The sequence below is a fragment of the Steroidobacter sp. genome (assembly GCF_036402275.1).
Classification (GTDB): Bacteria; Pseudomonadota; Gammaproteobacteria; order Steroidobacterales; family Steroidobacteraceae; genus Steroidobacter.
In genome coordinates, this window is the sequence record NZ_DASWTF010000027.1 from 62,353 (window position 1) to 79,652 (window position 17,300).

Consider the following 17,300-nt stretch of genomic DNA (forward strand, 5'->3'; position numbering starts at 1 on the left):
GCGCGGAGCAGGACTGCGCAACGCAATGGGACCCAGCGGCACGCGCGACAGCGCGGGCAAGGGGGGAGCACGGTGCCGGAAGGAGGAAGGTCACCTCGGACGGCGCCCGCCACCGACGCCTCTTTCTCTGAGCGCAGGCCCAGGATGGGGTCTTCCGGCCCGCCGAATCAGCGTCTGGTATCCTTCGCGCCTTTCAACTGGGCCTTCGGGGCCCCATACCGCCATAACGATGCAGTCCCAATACGAACCCTCCGCCGTGGAGGCCGAGGCGCAGGCTTTTTGGAATGAGCGCCGGGCCTTCGCCGTCAAGGAAGATCCCAGCCGCCCCAGCTATTACTGCCTGTGCATGTTCCCGTACCCGAGCGGTCGGCTGCACATGGGGCACGTGCGTAACTACACCATTGGCGACGTGATCACGCGGTTCCTGCGGATGCAGGGCTACAACGTGCTGCAGCCGATGGGATGGGACGCCTTCGGCCTGCCGGCCGAGAACGCCGCCATGAAGAATGGCGTGCCGCCGGCGAAATGGACCTACGAGAACATCGCCTACATGAAGCGCCAGCTGCAGTCGCTGGGCTTCGCGATGGACTGGGACCGCGAGCTGGCCACCTGCCAGCCCGAGTACTACCGCTGGAACCAGTGGCTGTTCCTGAAGATGCTCGAGAAGGGCATCGCCTATCGCAAGACCGGCGTGGTCAATTGGGACCCCATCGACCAGACCGTGCTCGCCAACGAGCAGGTGATCGACGGCCGCGGCTGGCGCACCGGCGCGCTGGTCGAAAAGCGTGAGATCCCGATGTACTACCTGCGCATCACCGACTACGCGCAGGATCTGCTCGATGCGTTGAACGACATGCCCGGCTGGCCCGAGCGCGTGCGCGCCATGCAGGCCAACTGGATCGGTCGCAGCGAAGGCGTGCGCCTGAGCTTCCCGTATGAATTGAACGGCGAGAAACGCTTGCTGAGCGTGTTCACCACGCGTGCCGACACCCTCATGGGTGTGACGTTCGCGGCCGTCGCCGCCGAGCATCCGCTCGCGACGCACGCTGCGAAGACGAACCCGCAGCTCGCGGCATTCATCGAAGAATGCAAACTCGGCACCGAGCAGGAAGCCGAGATCGCGCAGATGGAAAAGAAGGGCATGCCGACCGGCCTGTTCGTCAACCATCCGATCACCGGCGAACAAGTGCCGGTGTGGGTGGGCAACTATGTGCTCATGACTTACGGCGAAGGCGCCGTGATGGGTGTGCCCGCGCACGACGAGCGCGATTTCGCGTTCGCCTTGAAGTACGGCCTGCCGATCAAACAAGTCATCAAAGCTCCCGGCGACGTGCCGCCGTTCTCCGATAAGGAATGGCGCGCGGACTACGCCGAGTACGGCACGTTGATTCACTCGGGCAAGTACGACGGGCTCGATTATCAAAAGGCCATCGACGCCATCGCCGCCGATCTCAAAGCCAAGGGCTTGGGCGACAAGCACGTGCAGTGGCGTCTGCGCGATTGGGGCATCTCACGTCAGCGTTACTGGGGCTGCCCGATTCCGCTGATTCATTGTCCGAAGTGCGATGTCGTGCCCGTGCCGGAGCAGGATCTGCCGGTGGTGTTGCCCGAAGACCTGGTTCCAGACGGCAGCGGCAATCCGCTCAACAAGACGCCGTCGTTCCTCGATTGCAAATGTCCCAAGTGCGGCGGCCCGGCGCGGCGCGAGACGGACACGATGGATACGTTCGTCGATTCGTCCTGGTATTTCCTGCGTTTCGCGGCTGCGGGCAACGACAAGTCGATGGTCGATGAGCGCGCCAACTATTGGGCGCCGGTGAATCAGTACATCGGCGGCATCGAGCACGCCATCCTGCACTTGTTGTATGCGCGTTTCTGGACGCGCGTGATGCACGACTTCGGCCTGGTGAAAGTGCAGGAGCCGTTCCAGAACCTGCTCACGCAGGGCATGGTGCTCAATGACATCTATTCGCGTCGCACCGGCGAGGGCGCGATCGAATATTTCAATCCGACCGACGTGACGGTGCAGGTGGATGCCAAGGGCGCGCGCATCGGTGCGACCTTGAACACCGACGGCAAGCCCGTCGAGTGGGAAGGCATGCGCACCATGTCGAAGTCCAAGAACAACGGCGTCGACCCCACCAAACTGGTGGAACAGTACGGCGCGGACAGCGTGCGCTTGTTCATGATGTTCAAGGCGCCGCCGGAAGACACGCTCGAGTGGTCGGACGATGGCGTCGAAGGCGCGTCGCGTTTCATGCGTCGTTTGTGGCGTATGGTGCACGAGCATGTGAGCGCCGGACTGGTGAGCTCCAAGGTCGCGGGCGAATTAACCGACGAGCAACGCAATGTTCGGCGCGCCGCGCACAGCACCTTGCAGAAGGTGACTGACGATCTCGGCCGTCGTCGCGTGTTCAACACCGCCATCGCCGCGGTGATGGAATTCATGAACACGCTGTCGAAGTTCGAAGACGTTTCGCCGCAGGGTCGCGCCGTGCGCCAGGAAGCGCTCGAGTTCGTGGTGCAGATGTTGTCGCCGATCGTGCCGCATGCCGGACACGTGCTGTGGCAAGCGCTCGGCCACACCGACGCATTGATCGATCATCCGTGGCCGCAGCCGGATCCTGCCGCGCTGGTCCGCGACAGCATCGATGTCGTGATACAAGTAAACGGCAAACTGCGCAGCCAGATCACCGTCGAGGCAAGCGCCACCGAAGATCAGATCCGCACGGCGGCGTTGGCTGACTCCGCTGTGCAGAAGTGGATCGAAGGCAAGCCGGTCCGCAAGGTGATCGTGGTGAAGGGTAAGCTGGTCAACGTAGTAGTCTGACCCCGCGGGCTTGCCCGCTTCGCTGCAGCGGCGTTAGCCTCTGGCTCATACGAGCCAGGGGGATCGGATATGTCAGCTGCAGAGCGGGCCGTAGGCGACGTGCGGGCGCTGGTGTCGGCCGAAGAATGGGCGACCCGGGTGGATCTCGCCGCTTGTTATCGTCTCATCGCGCATTTCGGCTGGGACGATCTGGTGTTTACTCACATCTCGGCGCGCGTCCCGGGCACGCATGACTTCCTCATCAATCCATATGGACTGATGTTCGAGGAAGTCACCGCATCCAACCTGGTACGCGTCGACCTCGCCGGCAATAAAACATTGCCGAGCCCGTACGAGATCAATCCCGCCGGCTACACCATCCACAGCGCGATCCACGAGGTGCGCGACGACGCCGGTTGCGTGTTGCATCTTCATACGATGGAGGGCATCGCCGTCTCGGCTCAGAAGTCAGGTCTGCTGCCGATCTCACAACAGGCGACTTTCATCATGCTCAGCCTGTCGTATCACGATTACGAAGGTCTGGCGCTCAACCCGGACGAGAAGTCGCGCTTGCAAGCTCATCTGGGCAACACGCGCCACATGATTCTGCGTAACCACGGTCTGCTGACCGTCGGCCGCACCATTTCCGACGCCTTCATGGCGATGTACAGCCTGCAACGCGCTTGTGAGATCCAGATACTGGCGCAGGCCGGTGGCAGCTCGGAATTGATCGACATTCCTCAGTCAGTGCTCGACACTGTCCCCGAGTACGTAAGGCTGGTGACGCGCGGCGCGGGAACCGGGCTGGTCTGGCCGGCGCTGCTGCGGAAGATGGACCGCGTCGATCCCAGCTATCGCGAATAACTCGCGTCGGAGTTCTTTACGCCCCGCTGATCGATGGGGCTTATTTTATGCGCCCATTTATGAGGCAGGGTCCGCGTAAAAGTACAAACCGTGGTTGCCTCAACGATCCGCGAATGATAAAGCAACACGCGTGCAATTCTTGTACGGTTGCTAAGAGATCAACGGATGAAAGCGGGTGTCATGGCAACGCGGCTGTCAGTGCTGACGCGTGCGTTGCCGTCACGAATTCTCGTGGTCGACGACGACGAGCAGGATCGCGAGCTGATCACGCGGCGGCTCACGGCCGCCGGCTTCGAAGTGCGGCATGCGTCGCACGGCCAGGAAGCGCTGGAGGTGCTCGATCGTCAGTGGTATCCGCTCGTGATCACCGATTGGCACATGCCAGTGATGGATGGTCTGGCGCTGACTCAGGAGCTACGCGCGCGCGGCTCCGACGATACCTACATCATCATGCTGACCATGCGCGACGCCAGCAACGACTTCGAACAGGGGTACGTCGCGGGCGTCGACGACTATCTCACCAAGAAAGTCTCCGACCCGGAGCTGTTCGCCCGCATCTATGCCGCCTTCAACACCCTGGCCCTGCGCCGCTCGCTGCGGGAAGCGCAGGAAGCGGTGATGGAACAGTCGGTGAGCATCGATGCCGAGTCCGGCGCGTTCTCGCACACCGAGTTGCAGGGTCGACTCCTGTCCGAGATTCGCCGCGGGCAGCGTTACGGCCGGCAGTTGGCCGTCATCACGTTGGGAGCGCGCGTCGAAGGCGCGCCGCCGAATGATTGCGTGCCCGATGCAACCACATTGAAGGGTGTCGTTCAGGCAATCGATGCCACGGTTCGCGCGCACGTCGATTGGATCGGCCGTTTGGAATCTCCAGTCGGCGCCGTGTTCGCGGTGGTTTTGCCCGAGGCCGGCATCACCGAGGCGCCCCTCGTCAAGGAGCGCATGATGGCGGCCTTGACCCGCTATGCCGGCAGCATCCCCGTGCCGTTGGCTTTCAGCTATGGCGTGGCGGCGCTGGAGCGCGATGGCAACGACAGCGCGCCAGTGGAAGCAGGCGAAATGCTCAATGTCGCCGAGCATTGCCGGGGTTGCCCCGGCCATTCAGGTAGCGAGCAATTGGCGGCCGTTCAGCGCAGCGTGGCCACCCATGCGGGCATCGTTTGCCGCCATGGCTATGTGGTCGACAGCGAATGCGTGCTGAAAAGTCCGGCGGCCATGCGAGCCAGTCAGCCATTTACCGCCGGTTCGCGCGCCACACGTTGACCGCGACCCGCCGGCCCGCGAACATTGCGGACCGTTCGTTGCCGAGAGTCTCCTCTGATGCCCCGTTTCGCGCATCGTTTTCGTTGGCTGCTGGTCGTGGCCTGCCTGAGCACGTTACTGGCGGGTTGCGGCTGGCGGCTGCAGGGCACGAGCAAGCTGTCGACGGTCATGGCGACGACTTATGTCGAGACCGACGATCGCTACACCGATTTCAATCGCGCTCTGCGCGACAGCCTGCGGGCCTCGGGGGCGCGGCTCACCAGCCACCGTGACGAAGCCACCGCAGTGGTGAAGATCATCAAGGACGAAAGCGGGCAGCGCGTGCTGACCGTGTCCGGCCGTAATACGCCGGAGGAATACGAGGTGTTCTACTCCATCGAATATTCCGTCGCCGGCCGCACCGAAGAGCTGATCCCGCCCCAGAAAGTCGAGCTCACCCGCGACTACAGCTACGACGAGACCGCCGTGCTGGCCAAACAAAAGGAGCAGGCCATTCTGCGGGAAGCGCTGGCGCGCGATCTGGCCGGACTGGTGGTGCGTCGCCTCGCTTCGTTGTAATGACGGACGTATTGAAAGTCACTGACGTTGGCGTGGACGTCGTGACGAATCTGCTGAGCCGCTATGGACTGCAGTGCGTGGCGCTCGGCGCGGATGAAACGATTCCCGGCTCGTATTGGGGCGACAACGAAGCGGGGCTGGTCGGCGCCCAGATTTATTGGCGCGCCGATACGCCGTTGCATTCACTGCTGCACGAGGCGGGGCATTTCATTTGTATGGATGACGAACGCCGCGAGCAATTGCACAAGGACGCCGGCGGCGACTACGACGAAGAAAACGGTGTTTGTTACTTGCAGATCCTGCTGGCCGACGAGCTGCCCGGCGTAGGCCGCGAGCGCATGTGCCAGGACATGGATGCGTGGGGCTACACGTTCCGCCTCGGCTCGGCGCGCGCCTGGTTCGAACAGGATGCCGAGGATGCGCGTGCCTGGCTGGTCGGCCGCGGCGTCATCGACGATGCGGCGCGGCCGACGTTTCGCAAACGTCAGTGCTGATCTCTGAAGCGATCCGTCGCCAGAATCAGCTGATGCGTGTTGCCGGCCTCGAACGCCGAGTGCCCCGCATCGGCCACGACGTGAAAATCCGCTTCCGGCCACGCTTGATGCAGCGTCCACGCGGTCTGCATCGGGCACACCACGTCATAGCGGCCCTGCACGATCACGGCCGGAATGTGACGAATGCGGTCCACGTTACGGATCAACTGATCCTCGGTTTCCAGGAAGCCGCGATTCACGAAGTAGTGACACTCGATACGCGCCACCGCGACCGCGAAATCCTCTTCGCCCCACTTGTGCAGGTTCTCTTCGTTGACGTGCAGGTAACTTGTAGCCGCTTCCCAGATGGACCACGCGCGCGCCGCCTTTACTCGCGTGTCACGGTCTGAACTGGTGAGGCGCTTGTAAAAAGCCTTGATCATGTCGCCGCGCTCGGCCGGCGGAATGGCCGCGACGTAGTTCTGCCAATGATCGGGAAACAGCGCGCTGGCGCCGCCTTCGAAATAGAACCAGCGCAGCTCGAACTGCGACAGCGTGAAAATGCCGCGCAGGACGATTTCGCTCACGCGTTCGGGATGAGCCTGCGAATACGCCAGTCCCAGTGTCGAGCCCCACGAGCCGCCGAACACCAGCCATTTCTCGATGTCGAGGTGCTCGCGTAACTTCTCCATGTCCTCGACCAGATGCCACGTGGTGTTGTCTTCGAGGCTGGCGTGCGGCTTGCTCCGTCCGCAACCGCGCTGATCGAACAGGATGATGCGATAGGCGTCGGGATCGAAAAAGCTGCGGGCCCGGTTGTCACAGCCGGCGCCGGGGCCGCCATGCACGAACACGGCGGGCTTGCCTTTGGGATTGCCGCATTCTTCGTAGTAGATCTCGTGAACGTCCGAGACGCGGAGCATGCCGCTCTTGTACGGCTTGATGGCGGGATACAGGGTGCGCAGGCCGCCGCTGGTCTTGGCGGGACGCTTGCGCTTGGCGAGCACGGCATGCCGGGCATGATTGCGTTGTTTACTGGCCGCGGCGGGACGGGCGGGGCGACGGGTAGTCTTGCGCTTTTTCGTGGCCATTCATGCTCCAGCAATAGGACTTTGGCGAGTACGAATTTTCGACTGTCGGGGGCGGATAGGGAAGGGTCGCACGTGCGAGAATGGTCGGTATGCCCATGATGACCCAAACCCGGTCCATGCTCCTGCTGCTGCTCACCATGACGGTGTGGGGCAGTACTTTCGTGGTGACCAAGGATCTGGTCGCGCTCTGGCCGCCATTTACGCTCGCGTTCGTGCGCGTCAGCCTCGGCACCCTGGTGCTGTTGCCGCTGGCTGTCTCCAGGCACCGCCGGGAGAATCATTTGCCATGGCCGACGCTTTGGCTCATGGGGCTGATCGGCGTGGCGCTGTACTACCTCACTTTCAATCTGGCGATGGTGTACGTCTCGGCGTCGCAGGGCGCGCTGGTTCAGGCATCCATTCCGGCGATGACCGCGCTGGTGGCTGTTTTGTGGCTGCGTGAGCGTGCATCGGCGATGCGCTGGCTCGGCATTGCCCTTTCCGTGGGGGGTGTGTTGATCGTGTTTTCCGGCAGCGCTGGCAACGGCGGTGGCCAGTCCTCGCTGTTCGGCAACTTTCTGATGTTTGCTTCAGTCGTGTGTTGGGCGCTGTACACGTCGCTGGCCAAACGCGTCGCAGGGTTCGATTCGTTGGTGATCACGGGCGCGGTCATAGGCACGGGCGCAGTGTTGTTGGCGCCGCTGGCGGGCTACGAAATCTTTGCGGCGAACGTCGCTGGCGAGGGCCTGCCGCCATTACCACTGCGTGGCTGGCTCGGAATTCTTTACCTCGGCTTCGTGGCGTCGGGGCTGGCGTATCTGTTGTACAACGCTTCGCTACGCCACCTGGATGCGAGCGCCGTCGGCGTCTACACCAATTTGATTCCGGTGGTGGGCGTGCTGACTGGCGTGATCGTGCTCGGCGAGCCGCTCTCTGCGCGGGCTGTCATCGGTGGCTTGGTGGTGATGTTGGGCGTGTGGATCACCAGCCGATCCGAGCGCCCGGTCGCCGCCCTCGCGAGCGAGACTTAACTAGCGACGTTATTGCTCGCGACCCACATTTCCATGTCGAGCGGCTGCGCGAGCGATTTCACCAGGTCCTGCGCGTAGATCGGCAAGTCACGCAGACTGCGAACGCAGATCATCAGATTACGCAGCGCCCATTCGTCGCTGAGCTCGATCACGTGCAGCTGCATGGTGCGCATATTGCGAGCGGCCGTGGTTTCAGGCACGACGCCGACACCGACGTTGCCTTCGACCATCCGACACACAGCATCGAAGCTGCGTAGCTGCACACGAAGCTTCAAGCGCCGGCCGATGCGCTCGGCCTTGTCGGAGAGAAACCGTTGTAACGAGCTGGCTCGATCCAGGCCGACGAAGTCGCTGTCCAGCGCTTCGACGAACGCGATTTTTTTCTTCTCGGCCAGCGGGTGATTCGGCGACGTGACCAGCACGAAGCGATCCACGCGGAACGGGAATACCTCCAGCCCGGTGACGTCCTCGGTGCCGGCGACAATGCCGATATCGGCCTTGCCATCTGCCACGGCGGCGACGATCTCGTCGCTCAGGCGCTCTTCCAGATCGATGTTCACCTGGGGGTGCGATGTCAGGAAATTGCTGAGCGGCTCGGGCAGGAATTCAGTCAGTGCATTGGTGTTCGATAGCAGCCGCACGTGGCCTTTCAGCCCATCGGCGTATTCGCCGAGCTCGGCACGCATGCGCTCCGCCTGTTGCAGCATCTGGCGCGCATGATGAACGAGCGTGCGGCCCGCCGGTGTGGGATGAACGCCCTGGCGCTCGCGATTCAGCAGCGGCGTGCCCAGCTCGATTTCCATATTGCGGATTCGCGTGCTGGCCGCGGCCACCGCGAGGTGCATGCGCTCTGCGCCGGCGGTGATACTGCCGGCTTCGACCACGTGCAGGAACAGCTTGAGATCGGTCAGATCGAAACGCATCCGCGCAGTTTATACGCTCTCGAGGTACCAGTCGTGGTCCGTTGCCGGCACCAGGGCGTTGTACTTGTCCCACTCCTGCGTCTTGATCGCCACAAAAGCGTGTAGAAAGGCTTCGCCCAACGCTTCGCGCAGGAATATCGAGGACTCGGCGGCCTTGATCGCCCCAAGCCAGTCCCTCGGCAGCGAGGCGGCGATCCCGCTTTCATAGCCATTGCCCGTGATCGGCGGCCCCGGGTCCAGCTTGGCAGTGATACCAGCATGCACACCTGCGAGCACGGTCGCCGCGACCAGGTAGGGATTGGCATCGGCGCCGCTGACGCGATGTTCGATATGTCGACTCGCTGGAGCACCCGCCGGCACTCGCAGGCTCACCGAGCGATTGTTGATGCCCCAGGTCGGGGCCATCGGCGCGTAACTCTGATGACGGAAGCGACGATACGAGTTCGCGTTCGGCGCGAAGATCAGCATGCTCTCGGCCATGGTCTTTTGCAGTCCGCCGATGGCGTGTTTCAGCATCGGACTGCCGGCGGGATCGTCGGCGGCGAACAGATTGTTGCCGTTCCGATCCTGCAGGCTGACGTGCATGTGCATGCCGCTGCCAGCCTGGTCGCCGAACGGTTTCGCCATGAAGCAGGCCGTGAACCCGTGTTTGAGCGCCGTGGCGCGAATCAGGCGTTTAAACAAAATGGCGTCGTCGATGGCGCGCAGGGCGTCGTTACGATGGAGCAGGGTGATTTCATATTGGCCCGGTGCGTACTCGGACATGAGCGTTCGCAACGGCAATCCTTGCGCGCGGGCGGCTGCGTAGATGTCGTCGAACAGCGGCGCCATGTCGTGCAGCTTGCCCAATCCATACGAGTCCAGTCGCTGCGGCGAGCGTTTCGACAGCAGTCCGGGCGCGGGTACTAGCCGCCCCTGCGCGTCCCGCGCTACTAAATAGAATTCGATTTCCGCGGCCACGACCGGTCGCAAACCGAGTTGTTCCAATCGCTGCACCGAGCGAGCCAGTGCGTGACGCGGATCCGCGTTGCACGGCTGACCGTTCGCTTCATACATCGTCATCAGCACTTGCGCACCGGGACGCGACATCCAGCTCGCTCGCGCCAGCGTACCGGGCACGGGGCGACAAATGCGGTCGGCGTCGCCAACCGACCAGACGAGACCCGTTGCTTCCACGTCCTCGCCCGTGACATCGAGGCCGAGGATGGAGCCTGCGACACAGCGTCCTTCGCTATAAAGCGCAAGCAACTCTTCGCGTGCGATCAGCTTGCCGCGAGGCACGCCGCCGGGGTCGGTGATCAACAGCTCGATGGCTTCGACATCGGGATGGGTTTCGAGAAAAGCGCGGGCTTCATCGATATCGGCGTTCATGACAACTCGTGCAGAAACTCATCGAAGCGGCCGAGCAGCGACTCGACCTGTGGGGCGGTGGTGGCCGGGCTCACCAGCATCATGTTGTGAAACGGCGTGACCAGCACGCCACGATTGAGCAAGTACAAATGTAAGAGACGTTCCATGACCGGCTCTACTGCACTGAGCGATTCACGAGCAGTGCGAGCCGGTGTGGGAGTGAAGACCAACTCGCTCCGTGCGCCCACACTCGTGACGTGCCAGGGCAGGGCGCGATCGGCGATGCGTTTCTTCAATCCGTCCGCGAGCGTCCCGGAAAGCTTCAGCATGTGATCGTAGGCAGCATCCGTCATCACGTCTTGTAAGCAGGCGACGAGCGCAGCGGTCGCAAGCGCATTCGCTGCCAGCGTCGTGCCCATGCCGGAGTGACCGGCGGGTTTGGTCGCGAGCAGATGTTCCATGCGGCGTGCGAGATCGGCGGTAAAACCGTACACAGCCGTGGGCATGCCACCCGCAATGGCTTTGCCCGCTACCAGGAAGTCGGGTTCGAGTCCGAGCCGATGCGCATGGCCGCGAGGGCCGCTGCTGAGCGTGTGAGTTTCGTCGATGGCGAGCAGCGTCTGATGACGAGTGCAGAGTTCGCGAGCTTCCGACCAGAATCCGTCCTGAGGCAGCACCATGCCGGCGTTGGTCATCACCGGCTCGGCGAGCAGGCACGCCACTTCGTCATCGGCGAGCGCGGCTTCGAGTGCGGCGAGGTCGTTGAATTCGACGACACGTGCATGTGAGGCGAAGTCGGCGACTTGGCCGACCTGTCCTGGTCGCGTGATCACACGGCCTCGTTCGAGACGGACCAACGTATCTTCGAGTGAGCCGTGGTAGCAGCCATCGAATACGAGGATGCGTTTGCGTCCGGTCAGCGCTCGCGCCCAACGCAAGACTGCTCGGTTGGCGTCCGTCGCGGTTTGGGTGATTTGCCAGAAGGGCAGACCGAAACGCTCAGCCAATAGCTCACCGGCGCGTGCGGTGTGTTCCGTGGGCAGCATGCAGGTCAGGCCCTGCGTAGCCTGAGTCCTTAGGGCTTCGGCGATCGCGGCCGGAGAGTGACCGAACATTGCTCCGGTATCGCCGAGACAGAAATCCGAGTAGCTGTGTCCGTCCACATCGACCAGGGTGGAGCCGCAGGCTTCGCGCAGAACCAGTGGCGCCGGCAGTTGCCAATCGGTCATCCAATGCATGGGCACGCCATTGAGCCAATGGTCGCGCAAGGCTTTGTCGTGGCGGAGAGATTCCGGATGCTCGTTGATGAAACGGCGCTGCTCCCGCTTTAGCAGAGCGGCGGCGGACGAGCTGGCAGAGTGCAAAATGTTTCCCTCGCGGCGGCGGGTGCGGGCCGATGATAGACCATCCGCGCGGCCATATGAGGCGTTCCCTGAATCGACTGCATCCGGGGTCGCAGCGGCCGATAAGACTGGCGTATCCGCGAATATTGCCAGGGCCGGCGCTCACACGCGCGGAACTGTCGGTTCCAACGAAGGCAATATCATGTCGATGCTTACGATCAAGACCCGGATGTACGTGAATCTGGGTGTGCTCGCTGTGGCCATGCTAGTACTCTGCGGCGTGGCGCTCAACGCGTTCACTGCCAGCTCGGCTCGCATGCAGCAGCTGCATGCCGAGAACCTGATCCCGATCACTCAGATCAACGAAATCTACCAGCGCTCGCTGCAGAGTCAGCAGTTCCGGCTGGAAGCCTACGTCCACAGAAATCCATCGTTCACCCAGAGCAACTACGAGCTGGTGAAGCAGAACCGTGCGCGCATCAACGAGCTCACGGAATCGTTGAGCAAACATTCGCTCACCGCCACCGAGCGCCAACTGCTGGATGAAGTGATCCAGCAGCGTGTCGACCTGGTCGACTCGGGCAAGAAAGAAATCGAGCTGCTGCTGGCCGGCGAGTACGAGGCGGCCGGCAAGGTGCGCGTCGAGTCCATGGAGCCGGTGATCGATCGCATGGATCAGACGACCGAACGTCTGGCGCTCGAGCGCCAGCACGCCGCCGAGGCGACGATCGAGCAAGCGCAGCGCGAGCTGAACACCGATCGCAATGTCATGCTGGGGTGTTTCTTCGCGGCGCTGGCCGTGGCGATCTGGTTTGCCTGGCTGCTGACCAAGCACATTTCTACTGGTCTGGCCCGTGCCGAAGATCTTGCGCGCCGTGTGAGCCGCGGCGAGTTAGGTAATCAGATCGATGTTTCCGGGAATGATGAGATCTCGGCATTGCTGCGATCCTTGAAGGACATGGACTCCAAGCTGATGGAGACCATGACCGAGGTCCGGGAGAGCGCCGCCGAAGTGGATAGGGCGGCACGCCAGCTCTCTCAGGGCAGCGACAATTTGAGCGAACGCACGCAGGAACAGGCTGCAGCGTTGGAAGAGACTGCCGCGAGCATCGAGGAGATGACCGCGACGGTGAAGCAGAACGCGGAAAACGCGAAGCACGCGAACGGTATTGCGGCGAGCACGCGGAGTCAGGCTGACCAGGGCGGCGTCGCCGTTCAACGCGCGGTCGGCGCGATGAGCGAGATCACGTCGTCCAGCAAGCGAATCGTGGACATCATCGGTGTCATCGATGAGATCGCCTTCCAGACGAACCTGCTCGCGCTGAACGCGGCAGTGGAGGCGGCTCGTGCGGGTGAGCAGGGACGCGGCTTTGCCGTCGTCGCCGGCGAAGTGCGCAACCTCGCTCAGCGCAGCGCCAGCGCGGCGCGTGAGATCAAACAGCTGATCAGCGATTCGGTGGAGAAGGTCGACTCGGGCTCGCAGCTCGTCGGCAATTCAGGCAAGTCGCTGTCGGATATCGTCAGTGGCGTCGTGAAGGTGACCGAGATCGTCGCCGAAATCGCTGCTGCCACATCCGAGCAGTCCACCGGCATCGACCAGATCAATCACGCGATCTCCAACATGGACACGGCGACTCAGCAAAACGCCGCCCTCGTCGAAGAATCCGCCGCCGCCGCCAAGTCGATGCAGCAGCAGGCTCAACGACTGCAAGAACTGGTGTCCTTCTTCCGCTTCGGCTCGCAGACTCACGCTTCATATAGCGCTTCCGCTGCCAGTTACTCGCACAGCGGCCCCGTTGAGCATCACGAGTCATTAGCTCGCGCCGCGTGACCGCGGCACGTGCCGCCCTGGGAAAAAATAAAAATTAGGTTCCCCCTCCCGACGGGAGGGGGCCAGGGGGTGGGTCTTCCGGTTTAGAACTCCGCCCGAGCTCCAACGTGCCACGAGCGACCGGCGAGAGGCGCGATGTCCTTCAGGGGTGAAGCGTGCTGGCGCGCGTCTTCATCCAGCAGGTTGGTTCCTCGCAAGAACAGGAACACACTCGCAGACCCCATCGGCACACGATAGCTCGCGTCTACTTCGGCGAGCGTGAAACTGTCGGTGGGCAGTTCGTTCGCAGCAAGCTTGTCCTGCTTGTCGTAATAGAACGCTTGAGCGCCGAGGTGCCAGGCGTCCTGGTCGTAGTGCAGGCCGGCGCCGAATCGCAGCGGCGGGATCTGAGGGAGGGAGTCGCCGTTGTCGAGCTTGCCGCGGACGTAGTCCGAGGCGAGGCGCAAGCCTAAGTGGCGCTGGCCATCGTCGAGTAGCGGCACGTTCAGCTCGGCTTCGAAGCCGTAGAACTTCGCGCCCTGCTGCAAATAGACGTACACCGGCAGATCGTCTTCGATCTCACCTGTCGGCGAGGCGTAGATGTAGTCGGTGTAGTCGTTGTAGTAGGCGCTCAACGTCCACGCGACGCGCTCACCCGTGTGACGCAGCGACAGGTCGGCCGTCACCGATGTTTCCTGATCCAGATCCGAATCGCCGATTTCGAAGCGTTGCGCGGCGATGTGTGGGCCGTCGGCGTACAGCTCGGCAGCCTGGGGATTGCGTTGAGTGCGAGTGAGGTTCAGCGCAAGGGCGTGGTCATCGGCGAACTCCCACACCGTGCCTGCGGACAAGCTGACCGCAGTTTCGTCGTAATCGGGCAAATCCGCCGCGACATCGATCTGCTGCTGCTCGGCGCGAGCGCCGAGTTCAATCGTCCACTGATCGAAATGCTTTTCTTCGAAGGCGAACACGCTGAACGTCTGTGTCTTGGAGCTCGGCACGAAGGCCTCGTCGCCGATCGCCTCGAAATCAACATCGACGTATTGCAAGCCCGTCGTGCCGCGCCATCCACCGCCCAGCTCATGATCGGCCGTGAAGCGCAGCTCGTACGCATCCTGATTGAACACCGTGCCCGGCTCGCCCGGCGCCTCGAACTCGGTATGCGTGTAGTCGTTGTACGCGCCCGTCAGGCGCAGCGTTTTGATCGCGCCGTCCAGATCGAGCTCGGCCTTGCCGTCGAAGCGGTCCTGCTTCATGTCGATGAACGCTTCTTCCTCACCCGGAATGCCATAGGTCGTCTCATAGCGGCTGTACGACAGACCGCCAAGCGCGTTCTCGCCGATGTACGAGCCGCCGACCGCGCCACCGCTCGCTTCGCCAGCCGTATTGGGAATGTGACCGCGCACGCCGTCCGGCTCTTCACCCGCTTCGATGAGCTGCCGTCGGAGGGCGTCGGACTGCGCGAAGCCGGGGATCTCCACGTCATCGGTCTCACGATCGAAGTAGTCGGCATGGAACGCGAAGTTGCCCGCGCCGCCATCGAGGCTGAAGGCGCCGGTGCGTTCTTCGGCCGCCGTGTCGCCACGAACTTCGGCAGCGCCGGTGATCGCCTTGGCGGGAACCTCGGTCGGCACGCGAGTGCTGACGACGTTCACCAGACCGCCAGAGGCGCCGCTGCCATAAAGAAGTGCGGCCGGCCCCTTGATGATCTCGATCTGCTGGGACACCACCGACTCCAGCGTCACCGCGTGATCCTGACTGAGGCTGGAAACATCCAACGCCGCCAGGCCGTCCTGCAGGACCTGCACACGATCGCCGCTCAGGCCGCGGATCACCGGCCGGCTGGCGCTAGGTCCGAAGTAAGTGGAGCTGACGCCCAGCTCGCTCGACAAGGTCTCGCCGATGCTGGCGGCGATCTGACGACGCAGCTCGTCACCGGCCACCACGGTGGTGGGTTGCGCGACTTCGAGCGGGTTCTCGCGCAAGGCCGTCGAGGTGACGACGATTTCTTCGGTCTTGGATTCCTGGGCCAAAGCGGCCTGACTGACGGCATGACTGAGCAGCATCGCAACCACGGCGACGCGCAGCGAATGAGAACGACACATGACAAAACATTCCTGAATAACTGCAGACGGACTCGCGCGGCCAGAAGCCAGACGAGCAAAGCCTCACCGGCTCGCGGCGAGGAATCGGAACGAACTGCGAGTTATCGAGGCGGCCCGCGCGGCTGCGCGGTGACGAGGGCGCGGAAGGAAACAGGGAGGGATGCGACCGGCGCGACATAACCGAGCACCACCATGGCGGCGACCGGCGAGTAGCTTTGCTTGGGCGCATCGATCAGGCCGTCGAAGGCGGCACAGTAGCCGCAGGCCGGACCATGGGCGGCGAAGGTGCTTTTGGCCGTCTCGTCGTGCTGGTGCACGACGTGGGCGACAGAATCCACGGCGAACGCCAGCAGCAGGCTGACGAGTGCGACTCGTAGCCAGGCAGGCGGATTGCGCGCAAGGTGGAATATAGACATATCGCCGGATCGGAAGGGCCAGCCCGTGGCCCTTGTTCCCGTAAGCTAACGGAGACAGGCACGGTTTGCAAAGCAGGCTACAGACCATTCCTGGCCAAAACCTGAGCGGCCGGCCCCTCCGTGGGGCTCGCGCAACTGGCGCAGGCCGGGCGGCTTGAGCCATAATCCGGCCATCTCTCTGGCCAGCCATCCTCCGACGTAAGTTATTTTGGCGCGAGTGTTTTTGACCGTTCCCCCCGTGTCCGCCGCTGACGCTGCGCTGTGAAACTCTCCGGCGACAACCTCGCGGCCAGCCTGTCGCGTCAGCTGGCGCCGATCTATCTGATCTCCGGCGACGAACCGCTATTGGTCAATGAAGCGGCCGACGCCGTGCGCGCGCGCGCCCGTAGCCAGGGCTTCACCGAACGTGAGTTGCACGTGGTGGAGCGGGGCTTCGACTGGCAGGCGTTGCTCTCCAACAGTAAGGCCATGTCGCTGTTCGCCGAGCGCAAGATCATCGAGATCCGGATGACCAATCCGACGCCGGGCGAGCAGGGCGCGGACGCCATCATCGAGCTGGCCTCCGAACCGTCCGCCGACAACCTCGTGCTGGTCATCACCGGCAAGATGGACGGACGAGTGCAGAGCTCGCGCTGGGTCGGCGCCATCGAGAAGCACGGTGTGGTCGTGCAGATCTGGCCGGTCGAGCTGGCGCGTCTGCCCGCATGGATTCGCGATCGCCTCGCCAAACAGAACCTCAAAGCCGACGCGGAAGCTGCCGCGCTGCTGGCCGAGCGAGTGGAAGGCAATCTGCTCGCCGCTCATCAGGAAGTGGAAAAGCTCGCGTTGTTGTTGCCGCCCGGCCCGGTCACCGCGGACACCATCGTCGATGCGGTCGCCGACAGTGCGCGCTTCGATGTCCTGCAGCTGGGCGATGCGGCCATGAAAGGCAACATCGCACGAGCTCTGCGGGTGCTCGACGGATTGCGCGGTGAAGACGTCGAAGCTCCGATCGTCCTGTGGGCCCTCAACAAAGATTTGCAGTGGATTGCACGCTGCCAGCATCTGATGCGCCGGGGCCAGAGCGCCGATAGCGCGATGAACGCGCTGTACGTGTGGCGCAATAGACAACCGGCGATGAAACATGCGCTGTCGCGACTCAAGCCGAAGACCGTGCGCGAGCTGCTGCTCACCGCCGAGCGCGCCGATCGCATGATCAAGGGCGTGATCCGCAGCGATCCGTGGCTGGAGTTCGAACGATTGGTGGCAGGGCTCGCCGGCGTCAGGCTCGCCAGCGCCGCCTGAC

Annotated in this window: 14 protein-coding genes; 8 read left to right on the top strand and 6 right to left on the bottom strand. The window is 63.0% G+C overall.

Annotated features, from left to right (window positions below; translation table 11 throughout):
* Positions 1–229: 229 nt before the first annotated feature.
* From leuS to VGD45_RS12425, 5 genes are all read left to right on the top strand, one after another.
* The gene (gene leuS / locus VGD45_RS12405) at positions 230–2,830 is read left to right on the top strand and encodes a leucine--tRNA ligase (RefSeq protein WP_331155622.1); all 2,601 of its coding nucleotides are present in this window, start codon (positions 230–232) and stop codon (positions 2,828–2,830) included.
* A 69-nt stretch (positions 2,831–2,899) separates the two neighbouring features.
* On the top strand, positions 2,900–3,673 hold the full coding sequence (locus VGD45_RS12410) for a class II aldolase/adducin family protein (protein WP_331155623.1): 774 nt from the start codon (positions 2,900–2,902) through the stop codon (positions 3,671–3,673).
* 165 nt (positions 3,674–3,838) lie between these two features.
* Positions 3,839–4,936, top strand: a complete 1,098-nt coding sequence (locus tag VGD45_RS12415; protein WP_331155624.1) for a GGDEF domain-containing response regulator — start codon at positions 3,839–3,841, stop codon at positions 4,934–4,936.
* A 57-nt stretch (positions 4,937–4,993) separates the two neighbouring features.
* Positions 4,994–5,494 carry an LPS assembly lipoprotein LptE gene (gene lptE / locus VGD45_RS12420; RefSeq protein ID WP_331155625.1) on the top strand — a complete coding sequence of 167 codons (501 nt, stop codon included), beginning with the start codon at positions 4,994–4,996 and terminating at the stop codon, positions 5,492–5,494.
* Positions 5,494–5,988, top strand: coding sequence for a hypothetical protein (locus VGD45_RS12425; protein WP_331155626.1), 495 nt, complete (start codon positions 5,494–5,496; stop codon positions 5,986–5,988). Before lptE ends, VGD45_RS12425 begins: the two co-directional genes overlap by 1 nt.
* Here the strand turns inward: VGD45_RS12425 and pip are convergent.
* Positions 5,979–7,058 carry a prolyl aminopeptidase gene (gene pip, locus VGD45_RS12430; protein WP_331155627.1) on the bottom strand — a complete coding sequence of 360 codons (1,080 nt, stop codon included), beginning with the start codon at positions 7,056–7,058 and terminating at the stop codon, positions 5,979–5,981. The genes VGD45_RS12425 and pip overlap by 10 nt on opposite strands.
* Positions 7,059–7,153: 95 nt before the next feature.
* On the opposite strand from pip, the gene VGD45_RS12435 reads away from it, so the two are divergent.
* Positions 7,154–8,068: a DMT family transporter gene (locus VGD45_RS12435; RefSeq protein WP_331155628.1), complete on the top strand. Its 915-nt coding sequence runs from the start codon at positions 7,154–7,156 to the stop codon at positions 8,066–8,068.
* On the opposite strand, the gene VGD45_RS12440 is transcribed toward VGD45_RS12435, so the two are convergent.
* The 3 genes from VGD45_RS12440 to VGD45_RS12450 are packed head-to-tail and all read right to left on the bottom strand — an operon-like array spanning position 8,065 to position 11,705.
* A complete protein-coding gene (locus tag VGD45_RS12440; RefSeq protein WP_331155629.1) occupies positions 8,065–8,991 on the bottom strand; it encodes a LysR family transcriptional regulator in 927 nt (308 codons plus the stop codon). The genes VGD45_RS12435 and VGD45_RS12440 overlap by 4 nt on opposite strands.
* A 9-nt stretch (positions 8,992–9,000) precedes the next feature.
* A complete protein-coding gene (locus VGD45_RS12445; RefSeq protein WP_331155630.1) occupies positions 9,001–10,362 on the bottom strand; it encodes a glutamine synthetase family protein in 1,362 nt (453 codons plus the stop codon).
* Entirely contained in the window at positions 10,359–11,705 is a 1,347-nt protein-coding gene (locus tag VGD45_RS12450; RefSeq protein WP_331155631.1) for a transaminase, read from the bottom strand. The genes VGD45_RS12445 and VGD45_RS12450 overlap by 4 nt, the downstream gene beginning before the upstream one ends.
* Before the next feature lie 181 nt (positions 11,706–11,886).
* Here VGD45_RS12450 and VGD45_RS12455 point away from each other — a divergent pair, with 181 nt between their 5' ends.
* Positions 11,887–13,515, top strand: a complete 1,629-nt coding sequence (locus VGD45_RS12455) for a methyl-accepting chemotaxis protein (protein WP_331155632.1) — start codon at positions 11,887–11,889, stop codon at positions 13,513–13,515.
* Between the two features lie 83 nt (positions 13,516–13,598).
* Here the strand turns inward: VGD45_RS12455 and VGD45_RS12460 are convergent, their stop codons facing one another.
* Positions 13,599–15,599 carry a TonB-dependent receptor gene (locus tag VGD45_RS12460; protein WP_331155633.1) on the bottom strand — a complete coding sequence of 667 codons (2,001 nt, stop codon included), beginning with the start codon at positions 15,597–15,599 and terminating at the stop codon, positions 13,599–13,601.
* A gap of 101 nt (positions 15,600–15,700) precedes the next feature.
* A complete protein-coding gene (locus VGD45_RS12465; protein WP_331155634.1) occupies positions 15,701–16,015 on the bottom strand; it encodes a DUF2946 family protein in 315 nt (104 codons plus the stop codon).
* Positions 16,016–16,276: 261 nt separating this feature from the next.
* On the opposite strand from VGD45_RS12465, the gene holA reads away from it, so the two are divergent.
* Positions 16,277–17,299 (top strand): DNA polymerase III subunit delta, encoded by a 1,023-nt coding sequence (holA, locus tag VGD45_RS12470; RefSeq protein ID WP_331155635.1) that lies wholly within the window; start codon positions 16,277–16,279, stop codon positions 17,297–17,299.
* The last annotated feature ends 1 nt before the right edge of the window (position 17,300 follow it).